This is a genomic window from Planomonospora algeriensis (assembly GCF_977012225.1).
In genome coordinates this window covers 1-25,423 of the sequence record NZ_CDRNDK010000020.1, presented here as the reverse complement: position 1 = coordinate 25,423, position 25,423 = coordinate 1, and the positions used below count along the sequence as shown (strand labels likewise).

The following is a 25,423-nucleotide window of genomic DNA, read 5'->3' as shown; positions in this document are numbered from 1 at the left end:
CCGGGAGTTCCCCGGCCGGGGCGCCCTGGCGGGGAGAGCCCTCCGGAAGGGCTCTCCGGCGGGCGGTCCCCTCACGGAGGGGGTCTTCGAGGGGGCGGACCTGGTGGTCGGGGCGGACGGGATCTGGTCGGCCGTCCGCAGGGCGCTGGACCCGGCCGCCCCGGTGCCGCGCTACGGCGGCATCTACGGCGTCTCCGGGGTGTCGGAGGGGGTGCCGCGGAGCGCCGCGACCGAACCGGGGACGTTCAACATGACCTTCGGCCGCAACGGGGCCTTCGTCCACATCGTCCGCCCGGACGGGACGATCTGGTGGTCGGTGCAGGTCGCCGACGCCCGGGAGCCCTCGGACATCGGCCTGGAACGGCTGGCCGGGCTCTACCGGTCGGAGCGGGTCCCCCTGGAGATCATGCGGGCGACGACCGGGCTCCACCGGCTCGTGCTCCACCACGTGCTGGCCGAGGTGCCGCTCTGGCAGGACGGCCGGACGGTGCTGGTGGGCGACGCCGCGCATCCCGTGGGCGCCGGCCAGGGCGCGTCCATGGCGATCGAGGACGCCGTCGTCCTCGGCCGGGCGCTGCGCGAGGAGATCCGTACGGGTCGGGGGGGCTGAGGGCCGGGGGGAGCGGGGGCGGGGTGCGTGGAGGGCGCCGTGGCCGCCGCGCTGGCCCGCTACGACCGCGAGCGGCGTGCCCGCCTGACGAAGATGGCCCGGGCCGCGAGCGCCAACCGCGACGCCAAGACGGCGGGCCCGGTCGGCCGCCGGATGAACGAGCTGATCATGCCGCTGGTCCTCCGGTACTTCTACGAGAGGGCGACCGGCTGGCTCTACGCCGAAGACCTCTCCCGGGCACTGGACTGACGGGCACTGGACTGACGGGCACTGGACTGACGGGCGCTGGACTGACGGGCGCTGGGCTGACGAGTGCTGGACCGGCGGATGCCGGCCTGACGGGCGCTGGCCTGACGGGTGCCGGGCCGGCGGGTTCCCCCGGACCGGCGGGTGCCGGACCCCGGGGCGCCGGACTGACGGGCCGCGCCGGGCCGGAGCGCCCTCAGAAGGGGAGCACCCGGCCGGACGGCGTCCGGAGGTCGAGCGACACCGGCTTGCGTGGCGGACGCGGGCGCTGGATGATCTGGGTCCTTTTCACGTGCCGCTCCTTTCTGCTCTTGATCATGGGTGTTACCCATGTGCCACCCAAGAAACACCTATCTCCGGATCACCTGCAGCACGCTCACGACACGCTCGGCCGCCGTGGCGACGTCCTCGGCGTGCCCGATGCGCCCCGCCCAGGAGAGCCAGAACCACCACTCGCCGTCCCCCTCGTGGGCGGCGAGCACGTCCTCGGTCCTGGCCGGGGCCATCGGATTGATCACATGCAGGCGCGGGGACGGCTCCTCCCGCGTCTGCAGGCGCGTACGGAAGGACTGCGCCTCCAACTGGGCGGCGAGACGCCGCAAATGGTCGACTGCCTCGCCCCGGTCAGCCGTCATCCGGATCACCCCCGACAGGCATGGTGACTGTCTTTCCCGCAGGGTGCGGCCTTGAGAGCAGAACGGCAATCGGTTTCCTTCCCCGGAAGAAGAGAGGATCCGTGGATTACCTGAGGAACCCGCCGGTATTCCGTGTGAAAACCACGGGTAAAGGAACTGTGGTGCACAGGTCTGATTACTCTGCGGTGCGCCCTCGTTAATCTTGTGCGAACAGCGACCGGGAGGGGCGCCGTGGCCCGAGGGGAACATTCGCCCGCCTGCGCCAGGCGCTGGCGGGAGCAGGCGGAGTCCCGGCAGTGGACTCCGTGGCAGACCGCGCAGGCGATCCACGGCTGCTGCGGGGTGAGTCTGCTCAAGGCGCACCGGCTGGCCCGCGGATGGTCGGCCAGGGAGGCGGTGCGCGAGCTGGAAGAGCTGTGCGAGCGCCAGGGCCTCGGTGAGGCCAGGGCCAGCATCGACCTGCTCAACGCCTGGGAGAACCACCGCGCCCGGCCCCGGCCGCAGACCATCGAGCTGCTCGCGCGGCTCTACCGCGCCAACGCCGTACGGCTCGGCCTGGCCGGCGACTACGCCGACGACGGCGCGGGCGGCGCCAAGGTGGTGGTGGTCTCCGGCGGCGAGGCCCGCACGCTGCACGAGACCGGGGAGCGCGGCGACGACGACACCGAGCGGCGCGCGCTGTTCCACCACGCGCTGCTGGGCTCGCGCTTCGCGATGAGCGGCCGGCTGATGGCCGAGGTCGAGCGGGCCCGCCAGGACCTGGACCGCACGCTGGCGGTGGCGAGCGTGACCGAGGAGCAGCTCGACCGGCTCGACGAGCAGGTGGTCCGCTACCGGCGCGAGTACATCACCAGTGCGCCGCTGCCGATGCTCTACCGGCTGATGCTGGAGCTGTCGGACGTGCGGACGCTGGTCGCCGCCCGGCAGCCCGCGATGTCCCAGCGCCGCCTGCTCAACGCCACCGTGATGCTCGCGCTGCTCTCGGCGGACGCGCTGATGAAGCTCGGCGACACCCGCCAGGCCCACGCCTGGTACGGCACCGCCCGCACCGCCTCCGACGACATGGGCGATCTGCGGCTGCGCGCCCTGGTCCGGGCCCAGGAGGCGATGCTGCCCTACTACTACGGGGACCTGGCCGAGACGGTCCGGCTGGCGCGTGAGGCCAGGATGCTGGCCGGGAACGCCCCCAGCTCCCCGGCGGCGCTCGGCGCGGCGGCCGAGGCGCGGGCACTGGCCAGGATGGGCGAGCACAAGGCGGCCAGGGTCGCGCTGGCCGAGGCCGAGCGGATCTTCGCCAAGATGCCCCCGGAGGGCCGCGACCACCTGGCGTTCCGCTTCTCCGAGCGGAGGCTGCAGTTCTACCGGATCGGCACGCTGATCGAGCTGGGGGAGGAGGTCGACTGGGCACCCGGTCCCGCCGGCCCCTACACCATCGACCCGGTGCTGATCCTGCTCGACCAGGCCGCCCACCGGGTGCGCGACGGCCAGGAGGAGGAGGGCTGCCGGCTGGCGGAGAAGGCCCTGCTCCAGGTGCCGCCGGAGCACCGCACCTCGATCGTGGTGGACCGGGCCCGGCGCTGCTGTCGGTGATCCGGCCGGGGCTGCGCAAGGCGCCGGCCGTGCGCCGGCTGGCGGATCTGCTCGCCGAGGCCTCGCCGGCGGGCTCATGAGCGCACTCGCCGCGGAGGCGTTCGCGATCCTGCGAGAGGTCTGTGACGGGGTGGGGATCGACCACCGCGGCGCGCGGCTGCTGCGCGTGCGCAGCAACGCGGTCTTCAAGCTGCGCAGTGAGATCGTGGTGCGGATCGCCACCGCGCCCAGCGCGCGGGCCCGGCTGCCGGTGGTGCTCGCGGTGGCGCGGTGGCTGGCGGGCCAGGGGTTCCCGGCGGTGCGCCCGGCCGACGAGATCTCCGAGCAGCCGGTGGAGCACGGCGGCCGGGTCGTCACGTTCTGGCACTACGTCCCGGCCAGCGGCCGGCCCACCACCACAGAGCTGGGCGAGATCCTGCGCAGCCTGCACCGGCTGCCGGTGCCGCCGCATCCGCTGAAGCGGTTCGCCGACCCGCTGGCCGAGGTGCGCGGGGCGGTGAGCCGTTCGGCGGTGCTCACCTCCGGGCAGCGCGTCTGGCTGAGCGAGCGCATCGCGGAGCTGACCGACCGCTGGGCCGACCTCGACACCGATCGTCCGCCGGTGCTGCTGCACGGCGACGCCTGGATCGACAACCTGCTCCGCTGCGCCGACGGCCACGTGGTCCTGTGCGACTGGGACGGCGTGGCCGTCGGGCCCCGGGAGTGGGACCTGGTCCACACCTACCACGGGCAGCGCCGCTTCGGGCTGACCTCGGCGGACGTGGACGCGTTCGCCGACGCCTACGGCAGCGATCTGCGGTCGTGGCCGGGCTACTCCACGCTGATGGAGGTGCGGGACATGTACGCAGTGGGCATCCACATCCGCAACGCCGCCGCCGATCCCTTCTCCCGCAGGGAGCTGCCCCGCCGCCTCGACTCGCTCGCGCGAGGTGAGAAGAACGCCCGGTGGTACATGGCCGAACCCGTTACTGTCTCCCCATAAAGATCTTCATTTGGGGGCAGATCGGTGCCAAAGGTCACTTTGCGACATACTTTCCATGTACGGAACACCCCGGCCGCACTCCGGGCGCACCTGAGCCAGCCGCAGAGCTACGTGGGGCTCTCGCCGCTGATCGTCGCGGTCCGCGACATCGAGCAGGGGGAGGACGAGTCGCGCTACGTCGCGGTGGAGAGGTTCCGGGTCCTCGGCCTCACCTACGAGAACCCGATCAGGGTGACGCTGCGGAGCGCGCCCGCGACGGTGGAGGGGAAGGTCGCCAGTCCCGGCGGGGTGCGGATGGACTACCGGTTCCGGCTGGCGGAGTCCGGGGACGGGACCGAGGTCGAGGACACGCTCGTCGTGCACGCCTGGGCCCGGCCGCTGCTGAACTTCGCCGCCCGCAAGGCCCGCGAGGTCCAGCTCGCCCGCGCAAGGTGCTCGCCGCCCGGCTGGGCTGACTCCGCCCCGGCCGGCCGGTTCCGCCGCACGGGCTCCCACCCGCCGGTCTCGCCCCGCCCGCCCTGCTGACGCCGGGCCGGGCGGAGCGGGGCGATCAGACTGTATTCGTGACCTTGTGCCCGGATACTGGTCCGGCTACGGGAAGCGGACAACCGGGAGGAACAGGGTGGAAGCCAAGGGCCGCACGGCCGAGATCATGATCGACGAGGCCCGGAAGGCGTTCTGGGTCATGGTCGGCTTCCTGGCCCTCATCTGGGCGCTGCACCTCCCCAACGCGCTGTCGGGTTACAGGCTGGCCTACGAGCACGGGGTGACGTCCCGCGAACCGGCGAGCCTGCCCGACATCGCCTCGGCGCCCTTCCTGCACTGGGACTGGGGGCACCTGCAGGGCAACTCCGGGCCGCTGTTCATCTTCGGGTTCCTGGCCGCCTACCGGGGCGTCGCCAAATTCCTCGGCGTGACGGGGTTCATCATCGTGATCAGCGGCCTCGGCGCCTGGATCACGGCGGGGGAGAACACCACGGGCGCGGGGGCGAGCGGCGTCGTCTTCGGCTACTTCGGCTACATCCTGGTGCGCGGCCTGTTCGACCGGCACCTGATCGACATCGCGGTGGGCGTGGTCATGGCGCTCTCCTTCGCCCACTACTTCGCCGGGCTGCTGCCCCAGGAGGGCATCGGCTGGCAGTGCCACCTGTTCGGGTTCCTCGCCGGGCTCGTGGGCGGCTGGGTGTTCCGCGACCGCCGTCCCCGGGCGGCGGCGCCCGCCGTGCCGCAGGACTCCAGGTCCGCCCTGCTGAAGGAGCTGGACGACCTGGGACTCGGTCAGGACGGTCCCGCCCGCTGAGCGCGGGACCCGTACGGCGGTCCGGTGGTCCGGAACGCGACCCCGCCTCTGGCCGGGAACGGGGAAAGGCCGCCGGCCGGTACCGGTGCAGAGGCGGCCGGAGGACCGGTGGCCGGGAACGGAGAAGGGGCGGCCGGAGGACCGGCCGCCCCTCACCTCCGCGGGGCGGGAACCGCTAGAAGAGCGGCGTGCCGTCGCGGGTGAGCCTCCAGTTGGCCTCGGCGAAGGCCGCCGGGTCGATGGTGCCGGTGGCGGTGGCGTGATCGATCAGCGCCTGGCGGATCTCCACCTGGGCGTTGTAGACCACCGGGGCCGTGGTGACGTGCGGGAATCCGCCGCCGCCCGACTGCCGGTAGTTGTTGATCGCGACCACGAACTGCTGGTCGGCGGCGACCGGCCGCCCCTGGTAGGACAGGCCGGCGATGCGCTGGCCGACCGGCTTGGCGACGTCGACGTCGTAGGTGACGCCGGCCAGCTGGTCGTAGTTGTAGTCGGGGGTCCCGCCGGCGTTGGTCAGCGCCGCCAGGTCCACCGGGGCGCCCGGCGCGAGCTGGTTGAAGTACCGGGCGGAGTACTCCAGGTAGTCCTTGAGCTGCGAGCCGGTGAGCTTCACCGCCATCAGCGTGTTGTCGTAGATGTACAGGCCCGCCATGTCGCGGACGCTGACCGGCCCGGCCGGGAAGACCGCGCTCCGGCTGAACGGCGCCGAGATCGACAGCACCGGCAGGGCGGCGTCGGCCGTGCCTTCGAGGGCCTTGGCGACCGTCTCGGTCTGGACCTTCTGAATGTAGTCCAGGATCGGGGTGTCCTTGTACGGCGACTCCGCCGCGGACAGCTGCTCCCTGGACTGGGCCACGACCGTGTTGACGTACTTGACCGTGGTGTCGTGCTGCTCCTTCATGAGCGCGACGATCTTCGGGTCCTCGGCCACGGCGTTGGTGTTCAGCAGCGTGGAGGACTTGCCGGTCACCACCCACCGGCCGCGCTGCTTGGCGAGGGTGAAGTCCAGCACGCTCAGCCGCTGGCCCCACTTGCCCGGCTCGGACAGCAGCACCTGCCGGCCGGTGGCCTTGTTGGTGACGAACTTCTGCGCCACCTCGTTGTGGGCGTGCCCGAACAGCACCGCGTCCACGCCCGGGACCTGCTCGGCGACGAGCGCGGAGGCGTTCTCGATCGGCAGGTCGCCGCCGTAGGACGACAGGCCGTTGTCGCCCGCGTGCGCGGTGACCACGACCACGTCGGCGCCCAGCCCGCGGATGACCGGCACCCACTTCTTGGCGCTCGCGACCAGGTCGGTGAAGCGCAGCTTCCCTTCGACGTTGGCCTTGTCCCAGATCGCCACGCCCGGGTTGGTCAGGCCGAGCACGCCGACCTTGACCGGCTTCTCGCCCCTGACCTTCATCGTCTTGATGACGAACGGCTGGTAGGCGGGCAGGCCGCTCCTGGCGTGCACGGCGTTGGCGCCGAGCACCGGGGCCTTCATCTGCCTGACCCAGGTGGCCAGCAGCGGCAGGCCGTAGTTGAACTCGTGGTTGCCCAGGGTGACCGCGTCGTAGCCGATGGCGTTCATCGCGCGGGCCATCGGGTGGAGCCTCCCGGTCTCGCTGACCGGCTCGATCTTGGCGTAGTAGTACGCCAGGGGGGTGCCCTGGATGGTGTCGCCGGAGTCGAACAGCAGGGTCCGGCCGGCGCCGCGCTCGGCCCTGACCCGGTCGACGAGGGTCGAGACCTTGGCCAGGCCGACGTGGTTGCCCTTGCCGTCGGTGAACTCGGCGTTCTTGAAGTAGTCCCAGTTGAGGGTGTTGCCGTGCAGGTCGGAGGTGCCCATCACGGTCACCGTCACGGACTTCTCAGGGGAGGACGCCGAGGCGGCCGCGGGAACGGCCAGTGCCGCCACCGTGGCCACGCCTACGACGGCGAGCTTCTTACTCTTCATGTCAGCGGAGGGTAATCCCCGCAGATCGCCTCGGGGTCACGATGTCCTCACCGGTCAGCGGCCATCGGACGGAGGCCCGCCACCGGTCCGGGCGCCCCGGGCTCACGCGCCGCCGTTGACGGCGCCGGTCTTGAGCGAGCCCTCGCTGATCTCCCACTTCTCCAGCAGCTCGTCGTAGGTGCCGTCCCGGAACAGCTCGTACAGCGCCAGCTGGACGGCCTTGGCCAGGGTGCCCCGGTTCTTGCCGACCGCGATGCCGTACGGCGCGGCCTCGATCTGCGCGCCGGACATGCGCAGCGAGGGGTTCTCCCGGACGGCCACCGCGGCCGGGGGGAAGTCCTCCAGGTAGGCGTCGGCCCTGCCCGCGAGCACCGCCTCCTTGGAGTCGGCCAGCGCGCCGACCGCGATGACGGTCATCTTCCGGCTCGCGGGGCAGCGGGCGTTCTGCGCCTCGGCGAGGCCGACGTAGATGGTGTCCGCCGGGACGGCGACCCGCCGCCCGCACAGGGCGGTGATCCCCTCGCCGTCCAGCGCGCCCTTCGCGACGACGACCGAGCCGACGTTGAGGTAGTCGACGAAGTCGACACGGGCCTGCCGTTCGGCGGTGTCGGTGATGGACGCCATGGCGGCGTCGACCTCACCGGACTCCACCTGGCCGAGCAGGTCGCCCCAGGACGTCTGCCGCAGCTCCGCCCTGACGCCGAGCCGGGCGGCGACGGCGTGGGCCAGGTCGACGTCGAAGCCCTTCTGCTCACCGCCCTCCGTGAACTCCATCGGCGCGTAGGACAGGTCGGAGCCGATCACCAGGACGCCCGCCCGCCGGATGTCGTCGGGGACGTGGGCGCGTGCGGAGGAGACCTGGGCGACGGGGGACCGCGCGGCCTCCTGCGCGCCCGGGCCGGTGGAACATCCGGTGAGGACGATGCCGGCGGTGAGAGCCGCGAGCCATGGGGTCAGGCGCATGGGACGTCCCTGGATACTCGGTGGAGCTGTCGCTTCTTTACAGGGGAATCGGCAGTGACCGGCGTCACCTTAGTTCTCAGCTCCGCCGGTCACCGGCCGATCCGTGCTGCGAGAGAGCGGAGAGGCACTGATGAGACTCACGATCCGGCACCAGATCCTGGCCCTGGCGGCCGCTGGGTTCCTCCTGGTCACCGCGGCCGGCCTGATCGGCTATCAGGGCATCTCCCGGCTGGAGGAGGCGCAGGCCGCGGCCCGCGCCTCGGCGTCGGCCCTGCGGGCCGTCGGCACGGCGGACAGCGCTCGGGTGGCGTTCCGGGGCGACGTGCTCAACGCGCTGACCACGCGCGACAGCACGGAGCGGCAGGCCGTGCTGGACCGGCTGGGCACGCACGTGGCGAACCTGCGCGCGGGTCTGTCGGACGTCGTCGGCGCCCGGCCGGAGCTGGCCGCACAGGTGGCCCGGCTCGACGGCACGGTCGACGAGATGATCGCCGCCGGGCAGCGGGTGGTGACCCTGGCCAGCCGGGTCGTCAGTGATCCCGGACAGGTCGGCGCAGCCGAAGCGCGGCCGGATTTCGAGAGCCGCTACGCCCGGTTCGACGAGGCGCTGCCCGAACTGGCGCGGTCGATCGCGGAGAAGGCCGAGGAGTCCTCCGAGGCCGCCGAGGCGATGGCCTCCGACGCCAAGGCCCTCACCCTGGCCACCGCGGGACTGGCCGCCGTGCTGCTGGGCGGCGCCGCCGTACTGCTGGCGCGCCGCGTGTCGCGGCGGATCGATGCCTGCGTGCACGCGATGAAGGCGCTGGCGGGCAAGGACCTCACCGCACGCGCGGACATCGGCGGTGGCGACGAGCTCGCCGACCTCGCCGGAAGCATCAACGAGGTCGTCACCACGGTCGGCGAGGCGATCGGCGAGATCGCCGACGACGCCGCCGCGCTCATCTCGGCCTCGGGGAGGCTCTCGGAGACCAGCCGGGGACTGGCGGGAGGCGCGCGGACCGCGGCCGACCAGGCCCACAGCGCCTCGTCCAACGTGGACCAGGTAGGGCGGAGCGTGGGCACGACCCACGAGGCGGCCCGGAGCCTGCAGGAGTCCATCCGCGAGATCAACGGCGCCGTCGCCGAGGCCGTCGAGGTCGCCGCGGAGGCGGTGGAGCTGGCCGCGACCACGAACCGCACGATCGAAGGACTGCGGGCCTCCAGCGGGGAGGTCGGCGCCGTGGTCAACATGATCAACTCCATTGCGCGGCAGACGAACCTGCTCGCCCTGAACGCGACGATCGAGGCGGCCAGGGCGGGGGAGCAGGGCAGGGGATTCGCCGTCGTCGCCGGCGAGGTGAAGGACCTCTCCCAGGAGACCGCCGCCGCCACCGAGGACATCGAGAGCAAGGTCTCGGCGATGCACGGCGGGACCGAGAACGCGATCGAGGCGATCGGCCGCATCGGATCGGTGATCAATCGCATCGACGAGATCCAGCGCTCCATCGCCACCGCGATCGAGGTGCAGAGCCAGGCCACCCGCTCCATCGGCGACGGCATCGACGTGGTCTCCCGGTCCTCGGACGACATCACCGGATCGATCCTGAGCCTCGCCGAGGCGACCCGCACCACCCGGGACGGCGCCGTCCACACGGAGGCGGCCGCCACGGAGCTGGCGGGGCTGGCGGAGAGCCTCAACGCCATCGCGGAGCGGTTCCGCCGCTGACGCTCCCGGCGAGCGGGATGGAGACGGTCAGGAGACCACCGTCATCCGCTCGGCCAGCGGCAGGGAGACCCGCACGCCGTACCCGCCCTCCGGCAGGGGGCCGGCGGACAGCCGGCCGTGGAACAGGGCGACGCGTTCGCGCATGCCGATCAGCCCGTGGCCGGTCCCGGCCGGTCCGCCCGCGATGGGGGTGCGGCCGTCGCGCGGGCCCTCGTCGACGATGTCCAGGCAGAGCATCCGGGGCCGGTAGGCGACCGTCACCTCCGACCTGGTCGGGCCGGCGTGGCGCAGGGTGTTGGCGAGCGCCTCCTGGACGATCCGGTAGGCCGACAGGTCCAGGCCCATCGGGAGCGGCGCCGGCACGCCCTCGACGCTCAGGCCGACCTCCAGCCCGGCCGCGCGGGCCTGCTCCACCAGGTCGTCCAGCCGGGCCAGGCCGGGCTGGGGGGCGAGCCCCTCCGCGTCCGGTCCGGTGCGCAGCAGCCCGACCATGCGGCGCAGCTCCTCCACCGCCTCGCGTCCCGTCTCCTCCACCGCGGTCAGCGCCTCGCGCTGGGCGACCTGGGCGGGGTCGAGCGTCAGCCGCGCCGCCCCCGCCTGCATGACCATCACGCTGACGCTGTGCGCGACGACGTCGTGCAGCTCCCGGGCGATCCGGATGCGTTCCTCGACCGCCACCGCCTCCCGGGCGAGCAGCTCCCGGCACTGCCGCGCCGAGTCGACCCGTCCCGCCGCGGTCCGCCGGCCGAGCAGCGAGGTCAGCCGGTCGGCGAGAGCGAGAGGGCGAAGGCGGATCATGGGAAAAGGGTAGAGGGGACATACGCCGGCCGGGATCCGCCTCGAGGCGGATACGGGACGGCGGCCGGGTGACCGCACCGCCGTCCCGGCGCGATCACCTCTCGATGGAGGACATGTCGGGGTAGCGGTCGCCGAGCACGGCCTCGGCGGGCACCGCGGACTCCAGGGCGGCGATCTGGGACGAGGACAGCTCGATGCCGGCCGCCGCCGCGTTCTCCTCCAGGTAGCGCAGCCGCTTGGTGCCGGGGATCGGGACGACGTCCTCGCCCCGGGTCAGCAGCCAGGCCAGCGCGAGCTGGGCCGGAGTGCAGCCCGCCTCCTCGGCGATCTTCCGGACCTCCGCGACGAGCGCCTCGTTGCGCGCCCCGCTCTCCCCGGTGAAGCGGGGGAGGTGCTTGCGGAAGTCGTCGTCGGGCAGTTCCCCGGCGGGCGGCAGGGTCCCGCCGAGCAGGCCCCGGCTGATCGGAGAGTAGGCCACCAGCGCGATGCCCAGCTCCCGGGCGGCCGGCAGGATCTCCTTCTCGATGCCCCGGGTGAACAGGGAGTACTCGCTCTGCAGCGCGGCGATCGGATGGACCGCGTGCGCCCTGCGCAGGTCTCCGCGCTCACCTCGGACAGGCCGAGGTGGCCGACCTTGCCGGCGGCGACGAGCTCGGCCATCGCGCCGACGGTCTCCTCGATCGGCACCCGGGTGTCCCGGCGGTGCAGGTAGTACAGGTCGATGCGGTCGACGCCGAGCCTGCGCAGGGAGGCGTCGCAGGCCTTCCTGACGTACTCGGGGCTGCCGTCGATGGTGCGCTCGGCGGGGTTCGCGCTCCGGACGATGCCGAACTTGGTGGCCAGCACCACTTCGTCGCGGCGGCCGGCGATCGCCCGCCCGACCAGCTCCTCGTTGCGGCCCATGCCGTACATGTCGGCGGTGTCGAGGATGCTGGATACACTCGCATCCTAGCTGACATGATCCACGGCATGGAAGGTCAGCCGCTCACCAGCATCTTTGCCCAGATGGACGACATGCCGCCACTCGACCGGGCCGTCTATCTGGCGAAGCTACGGAGCACCATCCATGAGGCGTACGTCTACCTCGGTGCCACCCTTCAGGCTGCTCTGTCGGTAGTCGTCTCCTCGGACCTGGAGAGCGCATCCAAGGCATTCGACCTTCCTCCGGCCTTCCTCGTCCGAATGGCGGAAGAGCCAAATACGCCCGACGTCGCTCTGATGAGGCGAGGCCTCCAGGCAGCGCGGCTATGCCCTGACCTTCCGTTTGAAGCTATCTGCGACTCACGAGACGGCTTGAAGATCGTTGATGCCTCCGATGAGTCCATAGCCCAAATCGCCCGGCTTCTTTGCCGAGTAGCCGAACAGGCCCCGTTGGACGGAGAGGTTTGGGCCGACGCATCAAGCCATGATCGGAACACCTTCCGTCAAGCGTTGGAGTATGCCAGGACGCTTCTGTAGGTCCTGCGTGAAGACCCCCGCCCTGAGAAGGGGACGGGGGTCTTTGCGTATCTAAGTTCATGCACCTTCGGTGCTTGGCGTGTTGGAAGTGCGGTCCTCAGGCTTGGTCACGAAGCTTCCCATACCGGGGACAGTCACAATCAGCCCATCGGCACGCAGAGCGCGATGGACTTTTTGTCCGGTACCTGTGGCAATGCCAAACTCGCCCAACAGTTCCACCACGGACGGAACGCGATCACCGGGCGCGTAGGTGCCATCCTCGATGCGCCTCTTGATGATCTCGTGTACCTGCTTCCACCTGGGAACACTGCTGAACTGATCAATCACGCTGCCACGCTAGGACTACCAACCAAGGCAGGGCGAGTAAGCCATAGCAGCCATGCCATGACATGGCAGGTCTAGCAGAGTTAGCATTCCGTCATGGACGACTCAGCAATTCCAGAGTTCGACGTGATCGAACGAGACGACGGCACATGGGAGGCCAGGTTCACCGGCACGCCAGCGACGGCCACCGCCGATGCGACGGCGGAGACGTTCCGAGAGCTGGAACTAGCCTGCTGCGCCAAGCGGATCGTTCGCGCATGGAACAGAGCCTCCGATCCTCAGGGAACGGAGGGGACGGCATGACGGCGGGCAGGGTGGCCACACCGTTTCGCGCTCCCTACGTCATCGCTTACGCCGATGAGGTACTTCCTCAGCATGTGCTCTTCGCAGAGCATCCCAGCGGACCACGGCTCAGGCATGCTCGGCCCCGCCCCGGTGACTGGGGGCATGGGGTTCTGCGTGCCCGGCAGCGCACCCATCGGCGCGGCCGTCCCAACTTCCAGGCGGTCAACGCCCGCCGACAGTGGCAGTGCATCGACCGGGGACGCTGCCAGGTGTGCGGCCGGTCGGCTTATGACCCTGAGTCCGGCCGGTTGTGGTGGCTGCTGTCCGATGATGGCCGGTCGGCCGATCAGGGATACACCAACGCCCCGCCCACCTGTCGGACGTGCATCCCTGAGGCAATCACGCAGTGCCCACATCTCCGCAGGTCAGCAGCGGTCTACACAACAGCCGGCATCAGGCCTTACGGGGTCCTGGCGAACCTGTACGAACCGCTCGGGACGCTGGCTTTCCCGGTGGCGGAAGGGGTCGAGCTGACGTTCTCCAGTGACCTCCTCGGGAAGGCACTGGCGACCCAACTCCTTGTGCTCCTTCACGACCTTCAGCCCGCTCCGCTTCCGGTGAGCGGCTGAGTGAGACTCCCCGGTAGGGCAAGCCTTCCCCGGCCGGTCCACACCCGAACGACCGCGCCCTACCGGGGCACCAAACCAGCCGGGCCGGGACCGCTGTACGTCTCGGAAATCACGTACACCGATCAGGAAGTGACGTACTCCTGACACGGGGCAGAGCCCCCGGACCATGGTCCGGGGGCTCTGCCGTAAGTAGGTCAGGCAGCGACCTCTTCACCGGCCGGGGCCTGGAAGATGACCGCAGGGACGGCGGGCACCTTGTGCCCGAGGGTGTGAACGTTGACCTCCGGGAAGTCGAGCGGCTGAGCCTCCCAGACGGGCTCAGCGGCGGTCTCGGCAGCCGTGGCCGTCTCCTCCTCTTCCTGGGTGCCCTCCAGGAGAGCCCTGAGGCCGGAAACCCCGGTGAACGTCGGCTGAGGCTTGGTCACCTCCTCCGGCTCAGCCTTGGCCTCCTGAGCCTCCAGGAGCATCCGGAGGTTCCGCACGGCGGAGGAGACTTCAGCGGAGGCCTCAAGCACCTGAGCCTTGATCACGGTCTCCTCTTCGGTCTCCGCCCAGAAGTCCGCATCCTCCTCAGGCGTGAAGTCCTCCACGAGGATGACCTCAGGGGCGGCCGTCTCGGCAGGCTCCTCCGAGTCGATCACCTGAGCAACGGTCTCCGGAGCGTCCTCCTCCGAGTCGAGAAGGTTCGTCTCCTCAAGCTCCTGAACTTCGTACCGGTAGACCAGGGCAGGCCTGCCCCCGCCGTTCGGCTGAACCTTCGTCATCGTGATGTTGGGAAGCTCAGAGATGATCTCGTTCATCTCAGCGGCCTTCCGGCCGTACTTCCGGAGAAGGACAGTGCTGGTGACGCCTTCCTCGCCAGCGGCCTTGATGAAGTTCTCCACGCGGAGAGCAAGGCTCTCCTCAGTGCTGCCCCCGGCATTGGCCACCTCAGGGGAGAGGTAGGTAACCGAGTCGCACATGTAGGAGACCAGCCCCACAGCGGCCTCAAGGTCGGTGGTGGAGATCTCCTCTCGCCTGTCGGCAAGCGCGTACAGCGCGCTGAGCCTCCAGACGTAGTCAGCCGCACGGGCGGCGAACTGCTCCATGCTCTCCCGTCCGAGAGTCATGCTGTCGATCATCTCGGAGAGCTTGTCATCCCACAGGGTGAGGGCGGCCTTGGAGACGGTGACCTCCTCCACGTTCCGGGCGAACGTGACCGCACTCCGGAACTCCCGGACAAGCGGCCTCACCAGCTCAGCCCACTGGGCAGAGGAGATCTGCTCAGAGAGCTTGATCTTCTTGGAGCGGCTGACGTACAGGCACAGGAAGCGGTTGAGGGAACCTCCGGCCTTGTCGGCCTTGCCGATGGAGGAGCCGAACTCAGCAGGGGTCACGTTGCCGATGATCGCCACATGCGGGGCGTCCACATGGATCACGGCTTCCTTGGTGCGGTTGCTGATCGACGCGCCTTCCCAGCTACGGCGGATCGCCTTCCCGAAGCTCTTGTAGCGGGCAGAGACCTTCAGGAGGTCAGCGAACTCCTCCTCAACCATCAGCGCGTTGCCGTTCATGTCGGCAAGCGTGGAGACGTAGGCAGGGCCGCTCTGCGGGCAGCCCTCCAGGATCGTGGAGTTCGCCCAGTCAGGCAGAGCGCTCCGCACGATGCCCAGAGCGGCACGGGTGGCCGTGCCCTTCCTGCCCATGCCCGTGTTGCCGATCAGCACAATCCATGTGCTGAGGGTCTGGGACTGGGTGCCGTAGTGGACCTGAGGCAGGTTGGTGATGGCAGAGCTGAACGCGCTGAGCAGAGAGCCCAGGATGCCGACAGGGTCGGCCTCAGAGTGAGGCTCGATCGTACGGACGACCTTCCCGAGAAGACCGCTGTAGACCACGGGAGAGACCTGGGGACGAGGGGCGACGTTGGCAGTCATGGACTACGCTCCTTGAGTGGTGGCCCCAACGTGTCTGAGTCGTCCAAACCGTTCACGTTGGGGCTGCTCTTGTCTTGGGCTGTCTCTCAGTCCCGAGTGAGTAAATTCATTCGGTTGATCAGAGCCAGCGATCCGGAGACTAGAGCGACCCGAGAGCGCGTGTCAATAAATTCAAGTCAACCAATCTCAAAAAGGCTCATCTACTCGGCAAGTGCAGTCGAGAACCCTTTCTGTGGGATTGCTTGAGTATTCTGACCTGCAAAAACACGCAACCCCAGGGATAGCATCATTAGTTTGAGCAGGACCGACCCCGTCCGGGGGGGCTTCTCCAATCAAATACGAGTCTGGGGAATTGCGGCTATGTTTCGGAAAGCACTGTTGAGCAGCATGAACTAACTAATTCACGGGTGGGAAAACTTCTACGGCCCCGAACCTTCATGCTTGGCGTTCACCTTGATATGGGGAGCACCACCGAACTTCCAGGTTTCAGGGTTGCCGTCGATACTCCAGTGCATTCCCCTGATTCGCAGGAAAAGTCCGGTGTTCTCTGGTTCGGGAGGCTCATAATCGAATCGCGCTGTTGTGGGAAAGTAGATGCTCACCACGGAAATGGTGTATGTGGCTCCCTGCCAATCTCGCGTTGACAGTGGTTTCACCGGTACCCGGTGAGTCTCCATGATGACGGGGTTCTCATAGTCGTAATATCCGCCGAACTCGCCGCCGGGGACGTAGCGAGGGAAGGCGATATCTACAGTCTCCAGGCCTTTCCGAAACTTGATTCGCCTCAGAGTCTCACCACCTTGAAAGGTGGTCGGTACTTCCGTAGCGCCTTCTTGGCATCCCGGCTCAGGGCTGAAATGTGAGCAGAGTATCCCGTAACAAGATCTCCCACCTGTTCCTGATTGATGCCAGGATCAGCGTTGAACTTGTAGAGCGTTTCTGCCAGTACAACCGCTTGGACATCACCCGGAACGGATTCATATCCGTAGTCACAGACTATGTCCACCTTGGAGAAGCCGGCCCGCTTTAAGGCGAGGCCGTATTGTGTAATCTGATAATCCGTTACAGGGGAACCGTCAATGGTGACGGAATGGACCATTAAAACAGGCTTGACCGCATGAGGGAAGACAACCTGATTCGATCCATCACCCCAATAGGTAATGGTCTCGTTCTGGTGCCACTGGAAGTCTCTACCGGTGAACGACTGAACGAGGAAGGAGACATCCTCTAAGAGGACCTGAGCCTTTGCCTTCTCTGTGACATCCAGAGTGCCGCCTGTAGCGGCCTCGAATCTTTCAATGGTAATCAGGGGCATATGAGGCCTAAACAAAGAAGAGGGGGCAGGCTCGACAAAGCCTGCCCCTGAAGGGAGAGCGGTTAATTAGGCAGAGACCTTGAGCCAGACAACGGCCTTAGGCTCAATGACCTTCGCCCCGTAGACATTCAGGCCACGGATCGCCTTAGCGTGGCTGTCCTGGAGAATAAGCGGAGTAATGCTAGTGAGCTGCTGAGCTACGGAAGTAGCCATCGGGTGACCGGCAATCAGCTCCGTCTTGTACGTGCTGGCGGTCGCCTTGGGAAGGGCCGTGGTCATCCGCACGTCATAACCCAGGAACCGGCCAATGAAGCCGTTAGTCACGGCATCGGCAACGCCGAGAGAGTCAGCGCTAATGAACTGGGGAGACTCGAAGAGTGCCTTCTTCAGCTTCGGAGTGATGACCAGAAATCGACCGGAAAGCGGAACACTCTGATTGTTCAGCTTCTCGTCAATGTCGAGAACGAGCTTCCAGAAGTCGGCGGACGTGGTCGGAAGCGTGGCCGTGTGCTGGGAGGCCGTAGAGGCAGCGATGAGGCCACCGACGTACTGATCCATCTTCTCGGCCAGCTTCACGGCCCGGCGCTCCATACCGGCCTCCAGGAGGTTGAGGCCGGAAGCGGTCTGGGCCTGCTCGATATCCTCAACCGAGATGCTCCACGAGTCGGCCTGATCCACCACAAGCTCCTGAAAGCTCGTGGAGACGCGCTCATAGGTGAGCTTCGTAGTGTTGGGGATGTACTCCTGAATGTCGCCATCGGCAACGACAGGGATCTTCACCTTGGAACCCTGGGCGCTGATCGAGTTCTCATAGTCCCGATTCACGCAGAAGGGGGACGAGAGAACGAACTGCGGATCAAGCTTGGTCTGAAGGTGAGACGACCAAATTTCTGGGATAAAACCATCGGAGATATTGAAAGACAAGAATTTTCCTAAGGGGTTATCTCCTTAGTGCTTCTGGCCTTCGATGCGGCCTTCACGGGCCGCCTGAACGATGTCAGCGGGCTTCATGCCTCTAAGCTGATCGCGGGTGACGGGGCCGGATACTGAACCGGCCTGGGAGCCGATGCCGAGAGCCTGCGAAAAGTGAGGCTTGGCAGTACCGAAGCGACTAAGGAAGTCGGAGATTGCGGAAGCGTTGACCTGTCCATCGGCAATGAACACCGAGAGGTTCAACGCGGAGATGGCCTCATCGTCAAGAGCGATGCCTTGCCGTTCGGCGGCATGCTTGATTTCGATGGAGGCGAGAGAAAGAGTGTGCTGTTCCTGAACAGATGAGAGGGCCTGCTCTAGCTCGGTAGCCTTAGCCGTAGTGGCCTCAAGCTCCTGCTTGGCTTCCTTGAAACGACTCTCGTTCAACCGGCTGTAGTACTTCCAGCGGGCAGCGTCGTCTTCAAACTGGGGAACATCAGAGGTGACCAGATCAGCCGTTGCGGCCTCCCCGGATGCCGTTACGGCAGTCTCGGGGGCAGTGGTCTCAGGGGTGGTGATAGGGCTATCCATTGCGGACTCTCTTGGTCTTGGGCTCTTCGGGCATGGAAAAGGCCCCCAGGTCACGAGGTATGTCCTGGGGGCCTTGACCGACATGGAACGGAAGGGGAGCCATAATACCCTTCCCACTTATATATAGAGGGGGTAGCGAAGCCCCAAAACGGGCTCATTCGGTTACAAGCTAGTAACGTTTGCTTAGGCTGCGTTCTTCACGGCATCATTCCCGCTGTTGCCCTGCTGAGGCTTCAGGACTTCCACGGTGGCGGTAGGCGCATCCCATGCCTTCTCTTCCTGGCGCATCTCCCCGAACCGCTCAATCTGCTGAGGTGTGAACCCGGCCATCTCCCACGTCTGCCTCAGCGGCACCTGAAGGCCGCTGTGAAGCTTCAGGAGCGCGTCAATGCGCTGACCCTCACTCCGATACTCAGGATCGGCCCAAATCGTCTCAGCGGCCACTACAGAGGCGCGGGAGTCGCCTTCCACCATGAAGGCGTATCGCATGGCCTGCTCCCAGGCCTCCCCAAAGTGAAGCTGTCGCTCCTTCACCTTGCCAATGAGCCCAGCCTCAAGGCTCTGCGTACCCTCCCCGGTGCGCTGGGAGCCACCGGCATTGGAGAAGTAGAAGGGAGGAACACGAGAGACGGAAGCCAGATGATGAACAAGCATGTCCACAAGGTGGGAATAGTTCTCCAGGTCGGCAGCGGAGAACTGTCCCCACTTCACGTCCTGGTCCTCAAACAGCATCAGCCGGTCAACCGCGGCCTGAATAGGGGCAACGCTGTTGCCCTCTTCATCCTCAGGGAGCTGAATACCCGTAATGAGTCGCTGTGGATACGCCCCGAACTCCGATGCCACCAAGGCATCAGCCACAATCTTCGTAATGGCGTCCTGGAGCGGGATGATCGGCTTCAGTTCGCTGTACGGCTTCTTGCGGCTGATCCGGGGCCTGTTGGTCAACGGCACCACCGGCACCAGGCCCAGAGGGTTGCCGTGGAACTCTGGTTCAGCCCACTGCCGTTCGCCGGGATGGCGACGGGAGGTCATCACCGTCTCGGGAGTCCACAGAGTGGCGAACTCCGTACCCCACTCGTCGCGGTACTTCTTCAGGGCCGCGTCCAGGCTCCTGCGGGAGCCGGGGGTGCGGTGGACGACCATCTCAAGCGGAGACTCGGGCGTGATGGTGGCCCGGCCGTCCCGGTCGGCCCACACGGTCAGGTAGGACTCTCCGGAGATCAGAGCGTCAGCGTGGGCGCTGTTGCTCTCGGCGTCTAGGTAGTTCCGCTGCCAGATCTCGGCGGCCTTGCTGTCGGCCTGGGGCTCCTCACCCCACCGGAAGCCATCAACGCGCATGCGCTCGGTCACAACGTCGATCACGACGCCACAGAAGTTGTCCCGCCAGTCGGCGAACAGGTAACCGAACTCCTCACGGAACTTCCGCTGAGCGAACGCCAGACTGCGTTCGTCGGAGTCGTAGTAGTCGTGGAACTTCTGCACCTCACCCTGTCGGGAAGCTAGCTTGCCCTCCAGGTAGGCGATCCATTCAACCGGCGAAGCCGGGGCAGTAGAGGGGGAATACAAAGGGCCTCCTTGGTCCGCCGGCCACTGGGGTAGGGGTGGTGGCCGGCTGATGTTTGTGCTGGTCATGACATGCGAAAGCCCGTAGCGTGAGCTGCGGGCAGTAGGTACCGATGGACCTCTTGTCTGAACTAACTCCTCCGGAGCAACAGAAAGACCCCGGACCATACAGGCCGGGGTCAGTCTGATGACCTTCTCCGTAGACAGCTCCAAGCTTGAGGCTTGGAGCTCCCTACTTCACTCTTCGTCCTTCGGACTTCCTACTTACAACTTGAGTCTTCTAACTTAGTGCCCGCTGTAGCGGGCAACTGGGCTACTCCTTCGCCAGGGATGCGAAGGGATCGCGGAACGGGTCGGCCGGAGTGTCCCAGTAGTCATCTGGTGGTTCGATCTCGTCTCCCTGGGCTTGCTCCGCTGCCTTGGTGGGCTGCTTGGCTGCCCTGTCCGTGACAGTGATCAACTCTGTCCCGATGCTGTCTTGGAAGTCCTCCTCATACCTCTCCCGTAGATGTTCGGGGAGGGACATGCGCAGCTTGGGCGCCGTCTCGCGTTGCCGTCCTGGGTGAAGAACCCCAGGGTCAGAAGGATATTCAGGCTCGTTCTGAACCCGTGATCGTTGCCTGTGTAGCCCAAGTCTTGTGCAAGCGTAGACAGGCCGACGTGAGCAAACCCGCTGGCCCCATTGACATGGCGGACGATCGCAAGGGCCAGCAAGAGCGCCTTGCGTGCGTTCTCTGGCCTGTCGAAGTGAGGGAGGATCTCCCTCCCGAACTCATCAAAGAGCATCCGCTCAAAGAGAACCTTGGTGTCGTACTCCGCTGTGAGGAGACGCCGGGGCTGTACCTCAGGGCTCAACTGTTTTCCTAAGTGTCAGAAGGGAAGCAGGCCCCCGCGTTTGCGGGGGCCTGTACGTGTACGTGACTCCGGGAGGCCTCAGTACGTTTCCAACTTCACGTACGCGGCCTATCGTTGATGATCATGATCCCATCCCCTGGGCCACTCTGTGGAGCTGATCGAGGTCTCCTAGCTTGATGTCGCAGTTGAAGGCTCCGCTGCTCTTGTCGTAGAAGAGCTGAACTCCCGTCTCCTGAAGGAAGGCGTTGCGGCCCTGGCGGTCCAAAGACGCCCAGTATTCGGCAACCGTCTGACCGGTGGGCCGGTACTCGTATCCCGCAGGCCGCTGAGGGAGCTTGAGGAGTTCCTTCCGCCTGCTCACGAGCGATGTCAGGCGAGCGATGTAGCCGTCTTCGTCTCCCTCGTACAGTCCGAGGTCTCTCTCCCGCCTGATACCCGTGATGGCGTCGTCGAGCTGGTCTAGCTCCTCCGAGTGGTCCTCGCCGGGCACGAAGGTCTTCTCCAGGCGAGGGAGGTGTCCCGCATGATTGAGAATCGTGATTTCAATGATCTCGTCAAGCTCGGGAGCCGAAATCGAAGGGTTCTTGCAGTGCTCAGCCTGTCGGCCCTGGGCCTTGTAGGTGTAGGAAGCACAGCGATACCGAGGGATGCGCCGGGAGTTATTCTGCCCTCCGGTCTGGGTGATGTGGAGCGGCATGCCACACACTCCACACTTTCCGACCTTCCGAAGCAATGAACTGTCCTTGCGATACTTCCCCTTCTCCTGGCCCTTCTCGGCAATCGCCCCTTGAAGTAGCTTCCAGTCGCTATGTGAGATCAAGGGCTCGCAGTAGATGACGGGGGAACCGTCCGCATTGCGGAGAACCTTGCCGTTGATCTCGCGTTCGCCTATGAGGTGACGTGCGCGGAGAATCTGGGCAACAGTGAAACTGCTCCACAGGTGTGGTCTTTCTACGTCACGCCCATAGTTTTCGGAATGGGCGTCCTGAGGGGTTGGAACTCCCTCGGTGTTGAAAGTTAGTGCAATGGAACTGAAGCTCTCCCCGGCAAGGGCCATTTCAAACATACGGTAGAAATGCTTGGAGGTGTTGGGGTCCTTTACGAGCTTCCAGCCTTCTTCCCCCTTAACCGCCATGCGGCCGTAGGGGATTCGGCCGCCGGTCCATCGTCCCGCCTCATTAAGTGCCTTGCGTGTCTGCTTGTTCCTCGTCTTGATATTGCTCAGTTCAAGTTCGGCGAGGATGGCAAGGATTTGGGCGACGGCGCGACCGATGGGGGTGGAGAGGTCGATCGGGTCGGCCGTGGCCATGTACGTCTTTTTGTGGTCGTCAAGCCACTGAATGAAACGGGCGAAATCGAGAATGGATCGGCAGACGCGATCCAGCTTCCATGAGATCAGGCCGTCGAACTCGGTGGTCTTATTGTTGAGCCATTCGCCGAGTTGGGGGCGGTCCCAAGGGGTGGTCTTGTCGGCCGAGACGCCGAGGTCTACAGCCCATCCGACGATCTCGTATCGGACGCCCGTGTTCTGGTTGTTCTTGGCCTCAACGGCAAAGGTGATTGCGCTTCGCTGTGACTCTTCGCTGATGGCGTCTTCGTGGGTCTTCGACTGGCGGATGACGCCAACGAGCCGGATCACTTCCACTGGGGGGACTCCTTCTTCGGCCAGGTGTTTTGCCTGGCCACGTCCATGATCGTGAGAGTGTATCCAGCATGTCGGCGGTGTCGAGGAAGTTCACACCGAGCTCCAGTGCCCGGTGGATGACGGCGACCGACTCGGCCTCGTCGGCCGCGCCGTAGAACTCCGACATCCCCATGCAGCCGAGTCCGAGCGCGGACACCTCCGGGCCCCCGGCGCCAAGACGTCGCTTGTTCATGAGCTCTCCATCCCGTAGTACATGTCGATCTTGCGGTCGAGGATCGCGAGGTCCCCGTCGAGCTGGGCGATGCGCTGCAGGACCCGTTCCCGGTGCGCCTGGAGGATCCGCCGCCGCTCGGCCGCCGTCTCCGGTCCCCGGCGGACGAGCTCGGCGTAGCGGCACATGTCGGCGATCGGCATCCCGGTACGGCGCAGCTTCGTCAGGAACTCCAGCCAGGCGAGGTCGGCGCCGGTGTAGCTGCGATGCCCCGCCGCGTCGCGTCCCACCTCGGGGACGAGCCCGATCCGCTCGTAGTAACGCAGCGTGTGCGCGCTCAGCCCCGAGGTCCGGGCGGCCTCCCGGATGGTGATACCCGTCATGCCCATGGGCACCACCGTGCACCTTCGAGTGCACTCCAAGTCAAGCCGCGCCCTGCTTGTGCCCTGCCTGCGCGCCGACCCTGAGGGGGCGAGCCCTACCGCGGCCGGCCTTCGCGCAGTTCACGGGCCCTCCCCGGCGGACATCCCCCTGGTGCTCGCCCCACCCCCTCCCGGGGTTCCTCGGGGGGAGCTCAGGGACGCTTGGGGATCATCTCGGATGGTCCGTGACCTGGCTCGCCACGATCGTTGAGGCATGGCGGGAACAACAGGCACAGCGACTTCCGGGACCCGGACGATGCTCCTCGGCTACGTGGCGATCGGCGCCGGGGCCGTGTCCATGATCGGGCTGCACATGGCCGCGGGCCTCGACCCGCTGCACACCGTGATCAGCGAGTACGCGTTCGAGCCGGACGGCTGGCTGCTGCCCACCTCGCTGACGCTCTTCGCGGTGGGCGCGACGGCCTTCGCCGTGCTGCTGGCCCGCCGCGGCGAGGACCGCAAGGCGGCGCTGCTGGTCGGCGCCTGGGGGTTGTGCATGCTGCTGGTCGGGGCCTTTCCCACCGACCGGCCCGGGGTGCCGCTCTCGATGTCCGGCGGCATCCACCGCTACGCCGCCTTCGTGGCCTTCCTGGCGATGCCGGTCGCCGGTCTGATCCTGGCCCGGCGGCACGAGGGCCGGCCGTACGCCAGGGCGGTGAAGGCGCTCAGCCTGGCCTCGCTGGGGGTGCTGGTCCTGGTGGTGGTGCCGTACGCGGTGCGGATGCTCGGCCTCGAGCCCGTGGGCGTGCCGACCGGGGCGATCCAGCGGCTGGTCGTCGTCTCCGAGGTGGCGGTGCTGGTGCTGCTCGGGCTGGTGCTGGGGAGCGGGCCCGCCCGGCGGTCCGAGCCGTCCGGCGCGGCCGGTCGGCAGCGGGGCGGTGTGCGGATCGACCGGACGCCGGTGGACGACCCACAGCACTGCTTCTCCTGACTTTTCATGATTTTGTCACTCGCCTGCCCTACGCTCCGCCGAAAGACGATCGAGGAAAGAGGCATGGCATGGCGGCGCGGAGCACCTACCTGGAACTGTCCGAGGACGGCGGCGGCTCGCACAAGTTCTACGAGGTGGTGCTCGACGGGACGCAGGTGACGATCAGCTACGGCCGGATCGGGGAGAGCGGGCAGACCAAGGTGTCGGCGTTCGCCACCGCGGAGAAGGCCGAGGCCGCCGCGGCGAAGAAGATCGGGGAGAAGGTCCGCAAGGGCTACGCCCCGGCGGTCCGCGGGGTCCGCCAGGCCCGGGCGGTCACCCGGCGCAGCGTGGTCAGCTCCCGCTCCACCGCCAAGCAGGCGCCGGTGCTGTGGCGCTTCGCCAGCGGCGATTCGGCCTTCGGCATCTTCGTGGACGCCGAGCGCTGCTGGGTCGGCAACCAGCGGGGCGACGTCTACACCGTCACCCACGGCGGCACCGTCACCGGCCGCTTCCGGCTGCCCGACGGCGTCAAGTGCATCGTCGCCGACGACTTCTGGATCTACGCGGGCGCCGACGACGGCAAGGTCTACGACCTCAGCGGCAAGGTGCCCCGGGTGGCCTACGAGATCGCCGCGGACGTCGACATCTACTGGCTCGACATCCACGACGGCGTGCTGGGCGTGTCCGACCGGGCCGGGCGCATCACCACCATCGACCACGAGGACGAGTTCCAGTGGGAGCGCACCGGCAACGGCGGCTCCGGCTGGATGGTCCGCTGCGACGGCGACGCCGTCTACCACGGCACCTCCACGGGCGTGGCCCGCTACGGCGCAGCCGACGGCACCCCCGTCTGGCAGACCGGCGTCCAGGGGGCGGTGCTGTTCGGCTGGCAGGAGGCCGCCTCGGTCTACGCCGGCACCTCGAACGGCACCGTGCACCGGCTCCGCAAGTCCGACGGCGCGACCGAGGTGGTCTACCGCTGCGACGCCTCCGTGTTCTCCTGCGCCACCGCTCCCGGCGGCCGCTACGTCTTCGCCGGGGACAGCCACTCGTCGGTCTACTGCTTCGACGCCGACGGCACGCGCCTGTGGAAGCTGGGCACGGGCTGCGGCTCGGCCCTGTCGATGCAGTACCTCGACGACCGCCTCTACATCGTCACCACCGACGGCACCCTGGCCTGCATCGACGCCACCGAGGCGGCGATCAGGGCGGCGCAGTCGGGCACCGTCCCCGAGCCGGTGGACGTCAAGGCCGCGGCCGGGCTGGCCGCGGTGGAGCCGGAGACGGCGCTGGAGACGGTCTCCGTGGAGAGCGTCTCGGCGGGTGCGGCCGGAGTGGACGGCGGAGTGGTCGTGGAGTGCTTCCGGGAGGGGGAACGGCTCCGGGTCCGGGTGGTCAGCGAGGGCTACGACTCCGGGTGGAACGTGCAGTTCCCCAAGAACGTGCGCGAGGCCGGGGCCCGCTACCTGGTCGAGGGCGTCCGCTCCTCCGGGCGCGGCGGGTTCTACCGCGCCTACGGCGACATCCGCCGGCTGCTCTGAGCCCGCGGCGCCGGGGCTCTCAGGGCTCCGCGGCCCCGGCGCTCCGCGACTTCGGAGCCGGGTACCGGGCGGGCCCGGCCG

Annotated in this window: 25 protein-coding genes and 1 pseudogene; 11 read left to right on the top strand and 15 right to left on the bottom strand. The window is 67.4% G+C overall.

Annotation, left to right across the window (positions count from 1 at the left end; translation table 11 throughout):
• The first annotated feature begins 103 nt into the window (after nt 1–103).
• The gene (locus tag ACWJ6R_RS04265; RefSeq protein WP_449060928.1) at nt 104–610 is read left to right on the top strand and encodes an FAD-dependent monooxygenase; all 507 of its coding nucleotides are present in this window, start codon (nt 104–106) and stop codon (nt 608–610) included.
• A 27-nt stretch (nt 611–637) separates the two neighbouring features.
• Nucleotides 638–859 carry a hypothetical protein gene (locus tag ACWJ6R_RS04260; protein WP_449060927.1) on the top strand — a complete coding sequence of 74 codons (222 nt, stop codon included), beginning with the start codon at nt 638–640 and terminating at the stop codon, nt 857–859.
• A gap of 347 nt (nt 860–1,206) precedes the next feature.
• On the opposite strand, the gene ACWJ6R_RS04255 is transcribed toward ACWJ6R_RS04260, so the two are convergent.
• Nucleotides 1,207–1,491 (bottom strand): hypothetical protein, encoded by a 285-nt coding sequence (locus tag ACWJ6R_RS04255; RefSeq protein WP_449060926.1) that lies wholly within the window; start codon nt 1,489–1,491, stop codon nt 1,207–1,209.
• Nucleotides 1,492–1,722: 231 nt separating this feature from the next.
• On the opposite strand from ACWJ6R_RS04255, the gene ACWJ6R_RS04250 reads away from it, so the two are divergent.
• From ACWJ6R_RS04250 to ACWJ6R_RS04235, 4 genes are all read left to right on the top strand, one after another.
• Complete coding sequence (locus ACWJ6R_RS04250) at nt 1,723–3,081, top strand: helix-turn-helix domain-containing protein (protein ID WP_449060925.1); 1,359 nt, start codon at nt 1,723–1,725, stop codon at nt 3,079–3,081.
• Nucleotides 3,082–3,157: 76 nt separating this feature from the next.
• The gene (locus ACWJ6R_RS04245) at nt 3,158–4,063 is read left to right on the top strand and encodes a phosphotransferase enzyme family protein (RefSeq protein ID WP_449060924.1); all 906 of its coding nucleotides are present in this window, start codon (nt 3,158–3,160) and stop codon (nt 4,061–4,063) included.
• Nucleotides 4,064–4,102: 39 nt separating this feature from the next.
• Complete coding sequence (locus tag ACWJ6R_RS04240; RefSeq protein WP_449060923.1) at nt 4,103–4,588, top strand: SRPBCC family protein; 486 nt, start codon at nt 4,103–4,105, stop codon at nt 4,586–4,588.
• Between the two features lie 97 nt (nt 4,589–4,685).
• On the top strand, nt 4,686–5,363 hold the full coding sequence (locus tag ACWJ6R_RS04235; protein WP_449060922.1) for a rhomboid family intramembrane serine protease: 678 nt from the start codon (nt 4,686–4,688) through the stop codon (nt 5,361–5,363).
• 175 nt (nt 5,364–5,538) lie between these two features.
• Here the strand turns inward: ACWJ6R_RS04235 and ACWJ6R_RS04230 are convergent, their stop codons facing one another.
• On the bottom strand, nt 5,539–7,299 hold the full coding sequence (locus tag ACWJ6R_RS04230; protein ID WP_449060921.1) for a bifunctional metallophosphatase/5'-nucleotidase: 1,761 nt from the start codon (nt 7,297–7,299) through the stop codon (nt 5,539–5,541).
• Between the two features lie 102 nt (nt 7,300–7,401).
• Nucleotides 7,402–8,262 (bottom strand): ABC transporter substrate-binding protein, encoded by an 861-nt coding sequence (locus ACWJ6R_RS04225; RefSeq protein WP_449060920.1) that lies wholly within the window; start codon nt 8,260–8,262, stop codon nt 7,402–7,404.
• 130 nt (nt 8,263–8,392) lie between these two features.
• On the opposite strand from ACWJ6R_RS04225, the gene ACWJ6R_RS04220 reads away from it, so the two are divergent.
• A complete protein-coding gene (locus ACWJ6R_RS04220) occupies nt 8,393–9,967 on the top strand; it encodes a methyl-accepting chemotaxis protein (protein WP_449060919.1) in 1,575 nt (524 codons plus the stop codon).
• Between the two features lie 27 nt (nt 9,968–9,994).
• Here ACWJ6R_RS04220 and ACWJ6R_RS04215 read toward each other — a convergent pair whose 3' ends face one another.
• Both ACWJ6R_RS04215 and ACWJ6R_RS04210 read right to left on the bottom strand, forming a co-directional pair.
• Nucleotides 9,995–10,765: a sensor histidine kinase gene (locus tag ACWJ6R_RS04215; protein ID WP_449060918.1), complete on the bottom strand. Its 771-nt coding sequence runs from the start codon at nt 10,763–10,765 to the stop codon at nt 9,995–9,997.
• A gap of 94 nt (nt 10,766–10,859) precedes the next feature.
• Nucleotides 10,860–11,668: pseudogene (locus ACWJ6R_RS04210) on the bottom strand (aldo/keto reductase).
• A 54-nt stretch (nt 11,669–11,722) separates the two neighbouring features.
• On the opposite strand from ACWJ6R_RS04210, the gene ACWJ6R_RS04205 reads away from it, so the two are divergent.
• On the top strand, nt 11,723–12,223 hold the full coding sequence (locus tag ACWJ6R_RS04205; protein WP_449060917.1) for a hypothetical protein: 501 nt from the start codon (nt 11,723–11,725) through the stop codon (nt 12,221–12,223).
• Between the two features lie 57 nt (nt 12,224–12,280).
• Here the strand turns inward: ACWJ6R_RS04205 and ACWJ6R_RS04200 are convergent, their stop codons facing one another.
• The gene (locus tag ACWJ6R_RS04200; protein WP_449060916.1) at nt 12,281–12,550 is read right to left on the bottom strand and encodes a GntR family transcriptional regulator; all 270 of its coding nucleotides are present in this window, start codon (nt 12,548–12,550) and stop codon (nt 12,281–12,283) included.
• A 93-nt stretch (nt 12,551–12,643) separates the two neighbouring features.
• On the opposite strand from ACWJ6R_RS04200, the gene ACWJ6R_RS04195 reads away from it, so the two are divergent.
• Nucleotides 12,644–12,850, top strand: a complete 207-nt coding sequence (locus tag ACWJ6R_RS04195) for a hypothetical protein (RefSeq protein WP_449060915.1) — start codon at nt 12,644–12,646, stop codon at nt 12,848–12,850.
• Nucleotides 12,851–13,655: 805 nt separating this feature from the next.
• Here ACWJ6R_RS04195 and ACWJ6R_RS04190 read toward each other — a convergent pair.
• The 9 genes from ACWJ6R_RS04190 to ACWJ6R_RS04150 form a co-directional block, all read right to left on the bottom strand.
• Complete coding sequence (locus ACWJ6R_RS04190; protein WP_449060914.1) at nt 13,656–15,374, bottom strand: hypothetical protein; 1,719 nt, start codon at nt 15,372–15,374, stop codon at nt 13,656–13,658.
• Between the two features lie 419 nt (nt 15,375–15,793).
• Entirely contained in the window at nt 15,794–15,976 is a 183-nt protein-coding gene (locus tag ACWJ6R_RS04185; protein ID WP_449060913.1) for a hypothetical protein, read from the bottom strand.
• Between the two features lie 182 nt (nt 15,977–16,158).
• A complete protein-coding gene (locus ACWJ6R_RS04180) occupies nt 16,159–16,689 on the bottom strand; it encodes a hypothetical protein (protein WP_449060912.1) in 531 nt (176 codons plus the stop codon).
• A 66-nt stretch (nt 16,690–16,755) separates the two neighbouring features.
• Nucleotides 16,756–17,613, bottom strand: coding sequence for a P22 phage major capsid protein family protein (locus ACWJ6R_RS04175; RefSeq protein ID WP_449060911.1), 858 nt, complete (start codon nt 17,611–17,613; stop codon nt 16,756–16,758).
• 24 nt (nt 17,614–17,637) lie between these two features.
• Nucleotides 17,638–18,192, bottom strand: a complete 555-nt coding sequence (locus tag ACWJ6R_RS04170; protein ID WP_449060910.1) for a hypothetical protein — start codon at nt 18,190–18,192, stop codon at nt 17,638–17,640.
• 183 nt (nt 18,193–18,375) lie between these two features.
• Nucleotides 18,376–19,674: a phage portal protein gene (locus ACWJ6R_RS04165; RefSeq protein ID WP_449060909.1), complete on the bottom strand. Its 1,299-nt coding sequence runs from the start codon at nt 19,672–19,674 to the stop codon at nt 18,376–18,378.
• Nucleotides 19,675–20,211: 537 nt separating this feature from the next.
• Nucleotides 20,212–20,610 (bottom strand): hypothetical protein, encoded by a 399-nt coding sequence (locus ACWJ6R_RS04160; protein WP_449060908.1) that lies wholly within the window; start codon nt 20,608–20,610, stop codon nt 20,212–20,214.
• 121 nt (nt 20,611–20,731) lie between these two features.
• Complete coding sequence (locus ACWJ6R_RS04155; RefSeq protein ID WP_449060907.1) at nt 20,732–22,255, bottom strand: recombinase family protein; 1,524 nt, start codon at nt 22,253–22,255, stop codon at nt 20,732–20,734.
• A 228-nt stretch (nt 22,256–22,483) separates the two neighbouring features.
• Entirely contained in the window at nt 22,484–22,855 is a 372-nt protein-coding gene (locus tag ACWJ6R_RS04150; RefSeq protein ID WP_449060906.1) for a MerR family transcriptional regulator, read from the bottom strand.
• A 247-nt stretch (nt 22,856–23,102) separates the two neighbouring features.
• On the opposite strand from ACWJ6R_RS04150, the gene ACWJ6R_RS04145 reads away from it, so the two are divergent.
• Entirely contained in the window at nt 23,103–23,819 is a 717-nt protein-coding gene (locus tag ACWJ6R_RS04145) for a DUF998 domain-containing protein (RefSeq protein ID WP_449060905.1), read from the top strand.
• Nucleotides 23,820–23,887: 68 nt separating this feature from the next.
• Nucleotides 23,888–25,342: a WGR domain-containing protein gene (locus ACWJ6R_RS04140; protein WP_449060904.1), complete on the top strand. Its 1,455-nt coding sequence runs from the start codon at nt 23,888–23,890 to the stop codon at nt 25,340–25,342.
• Nucleotides 25,343–25,423 lie beyond the last annotated feature (81 nt).

Bases quoted from the DNA above. Each gene is read 5' to 3' on its own strand.
- ACWJ6R_RS04255 (WP_449060926.1), bottom strand. From the start codon at position 1,491: ATGACGGCTGACCGGGGCGAGGCAGTCGACCATTTGCGGCGTCTCGCC.
- ACWJ6R_RS04245 (WP_449060924.1), top strand. From the start codon at position 3,158: ATGAGCGCACTCGCCGCGGAGGCGTTCGCGATCCTGCGAGAGGTCTGT.
- ACWJ6R_RS04230 (WP_449060921.1), bottom strand. From the start codon at position 7,299: ATGAAGAGTAAGAAGCTCGCCGTCGTAGGCGTGGCCACGGTGGCGGCA.
- ACWJ6R_RS04225 (WP_449060920.1), bottom strand. From the start codon at position 8,262: ATGCGCCTGACCCCATGGCTCGCGGCTCTCACCGCCGGCATCGTCCTC.
- ACWJ6R_RS04220 (WP_449060919.1), top strand. From the start codon at position 8,393: ATGAGACTCACGATCCGGCACCAGATCCTGGCCCTGGCGGCCGCTGGG.
- ACWJ6R_RS04215 (WP_449060918.1), bottom strand. From the start codon at position 10,765: ATGATCCGCCTTCGCCCTCTCGCTCTCGCCGACCGGCTGACCTCGCTG.
- ACWJ6R_RS04205 (WP_449060917.1), top strand. From the start codon at position 11,723: ATGATCCACGGCATGGAAGGTCAGCCGCTCACCAGCATCTTTGCCCAG.
- ACWJ6R_RS04195 (WP_449060915.1), top strand. From the start codon at position 12,644: ATGGACGACTCAGCAATTCCAGAGTTCGACGTGATCGAACGAGACGAC.
- ACWJ6R_RS04190 (WP_449060914.1), bottom strand. From the start codon at position 15,374: ATGACTGCCAACGTCGCCCCTCGTCCCCAGGTCTCTCCCGTGGTCTAC.
- ACWJ6R_RS04180 (WP_449060912.1), bottom strand. From the start codon at position 16,689: ATGCCCCTGATTACCATTGAAAGATTCGAGGCCGCTACAGGCGGCACT.
- ACWJ6R_RS04170 (WP_449060910.1), bottom strand. From the start codon at position 18,192: ATGGATAGCCCTATCACCACCCCTGAGACCACTGCCCCCGAGACTGCC.
- ACWJ6R_RS04150 (WP_449060906.1), bottom strand. From the start codon at position 22,855: ATGGGCATGACGGGTATCACCATCCGGGAGGCCGCCCGGACCTCGGGG.
- ACWJ6R_RS04145 (WP_449060905.1), top strand. From the start codon at position 23,103: ATGGCGGGAACAACAGGCACAGCGACTTCCGGGACCCGGACGATGCTC.
- ACWJ6R_RS04140 (WP_449060904.1), top strand. From the start codon at position 23,888: ATGGCGGCGCGGAGCACCTACCTGGAACTGTCCGAGGACGGCGGCGGC.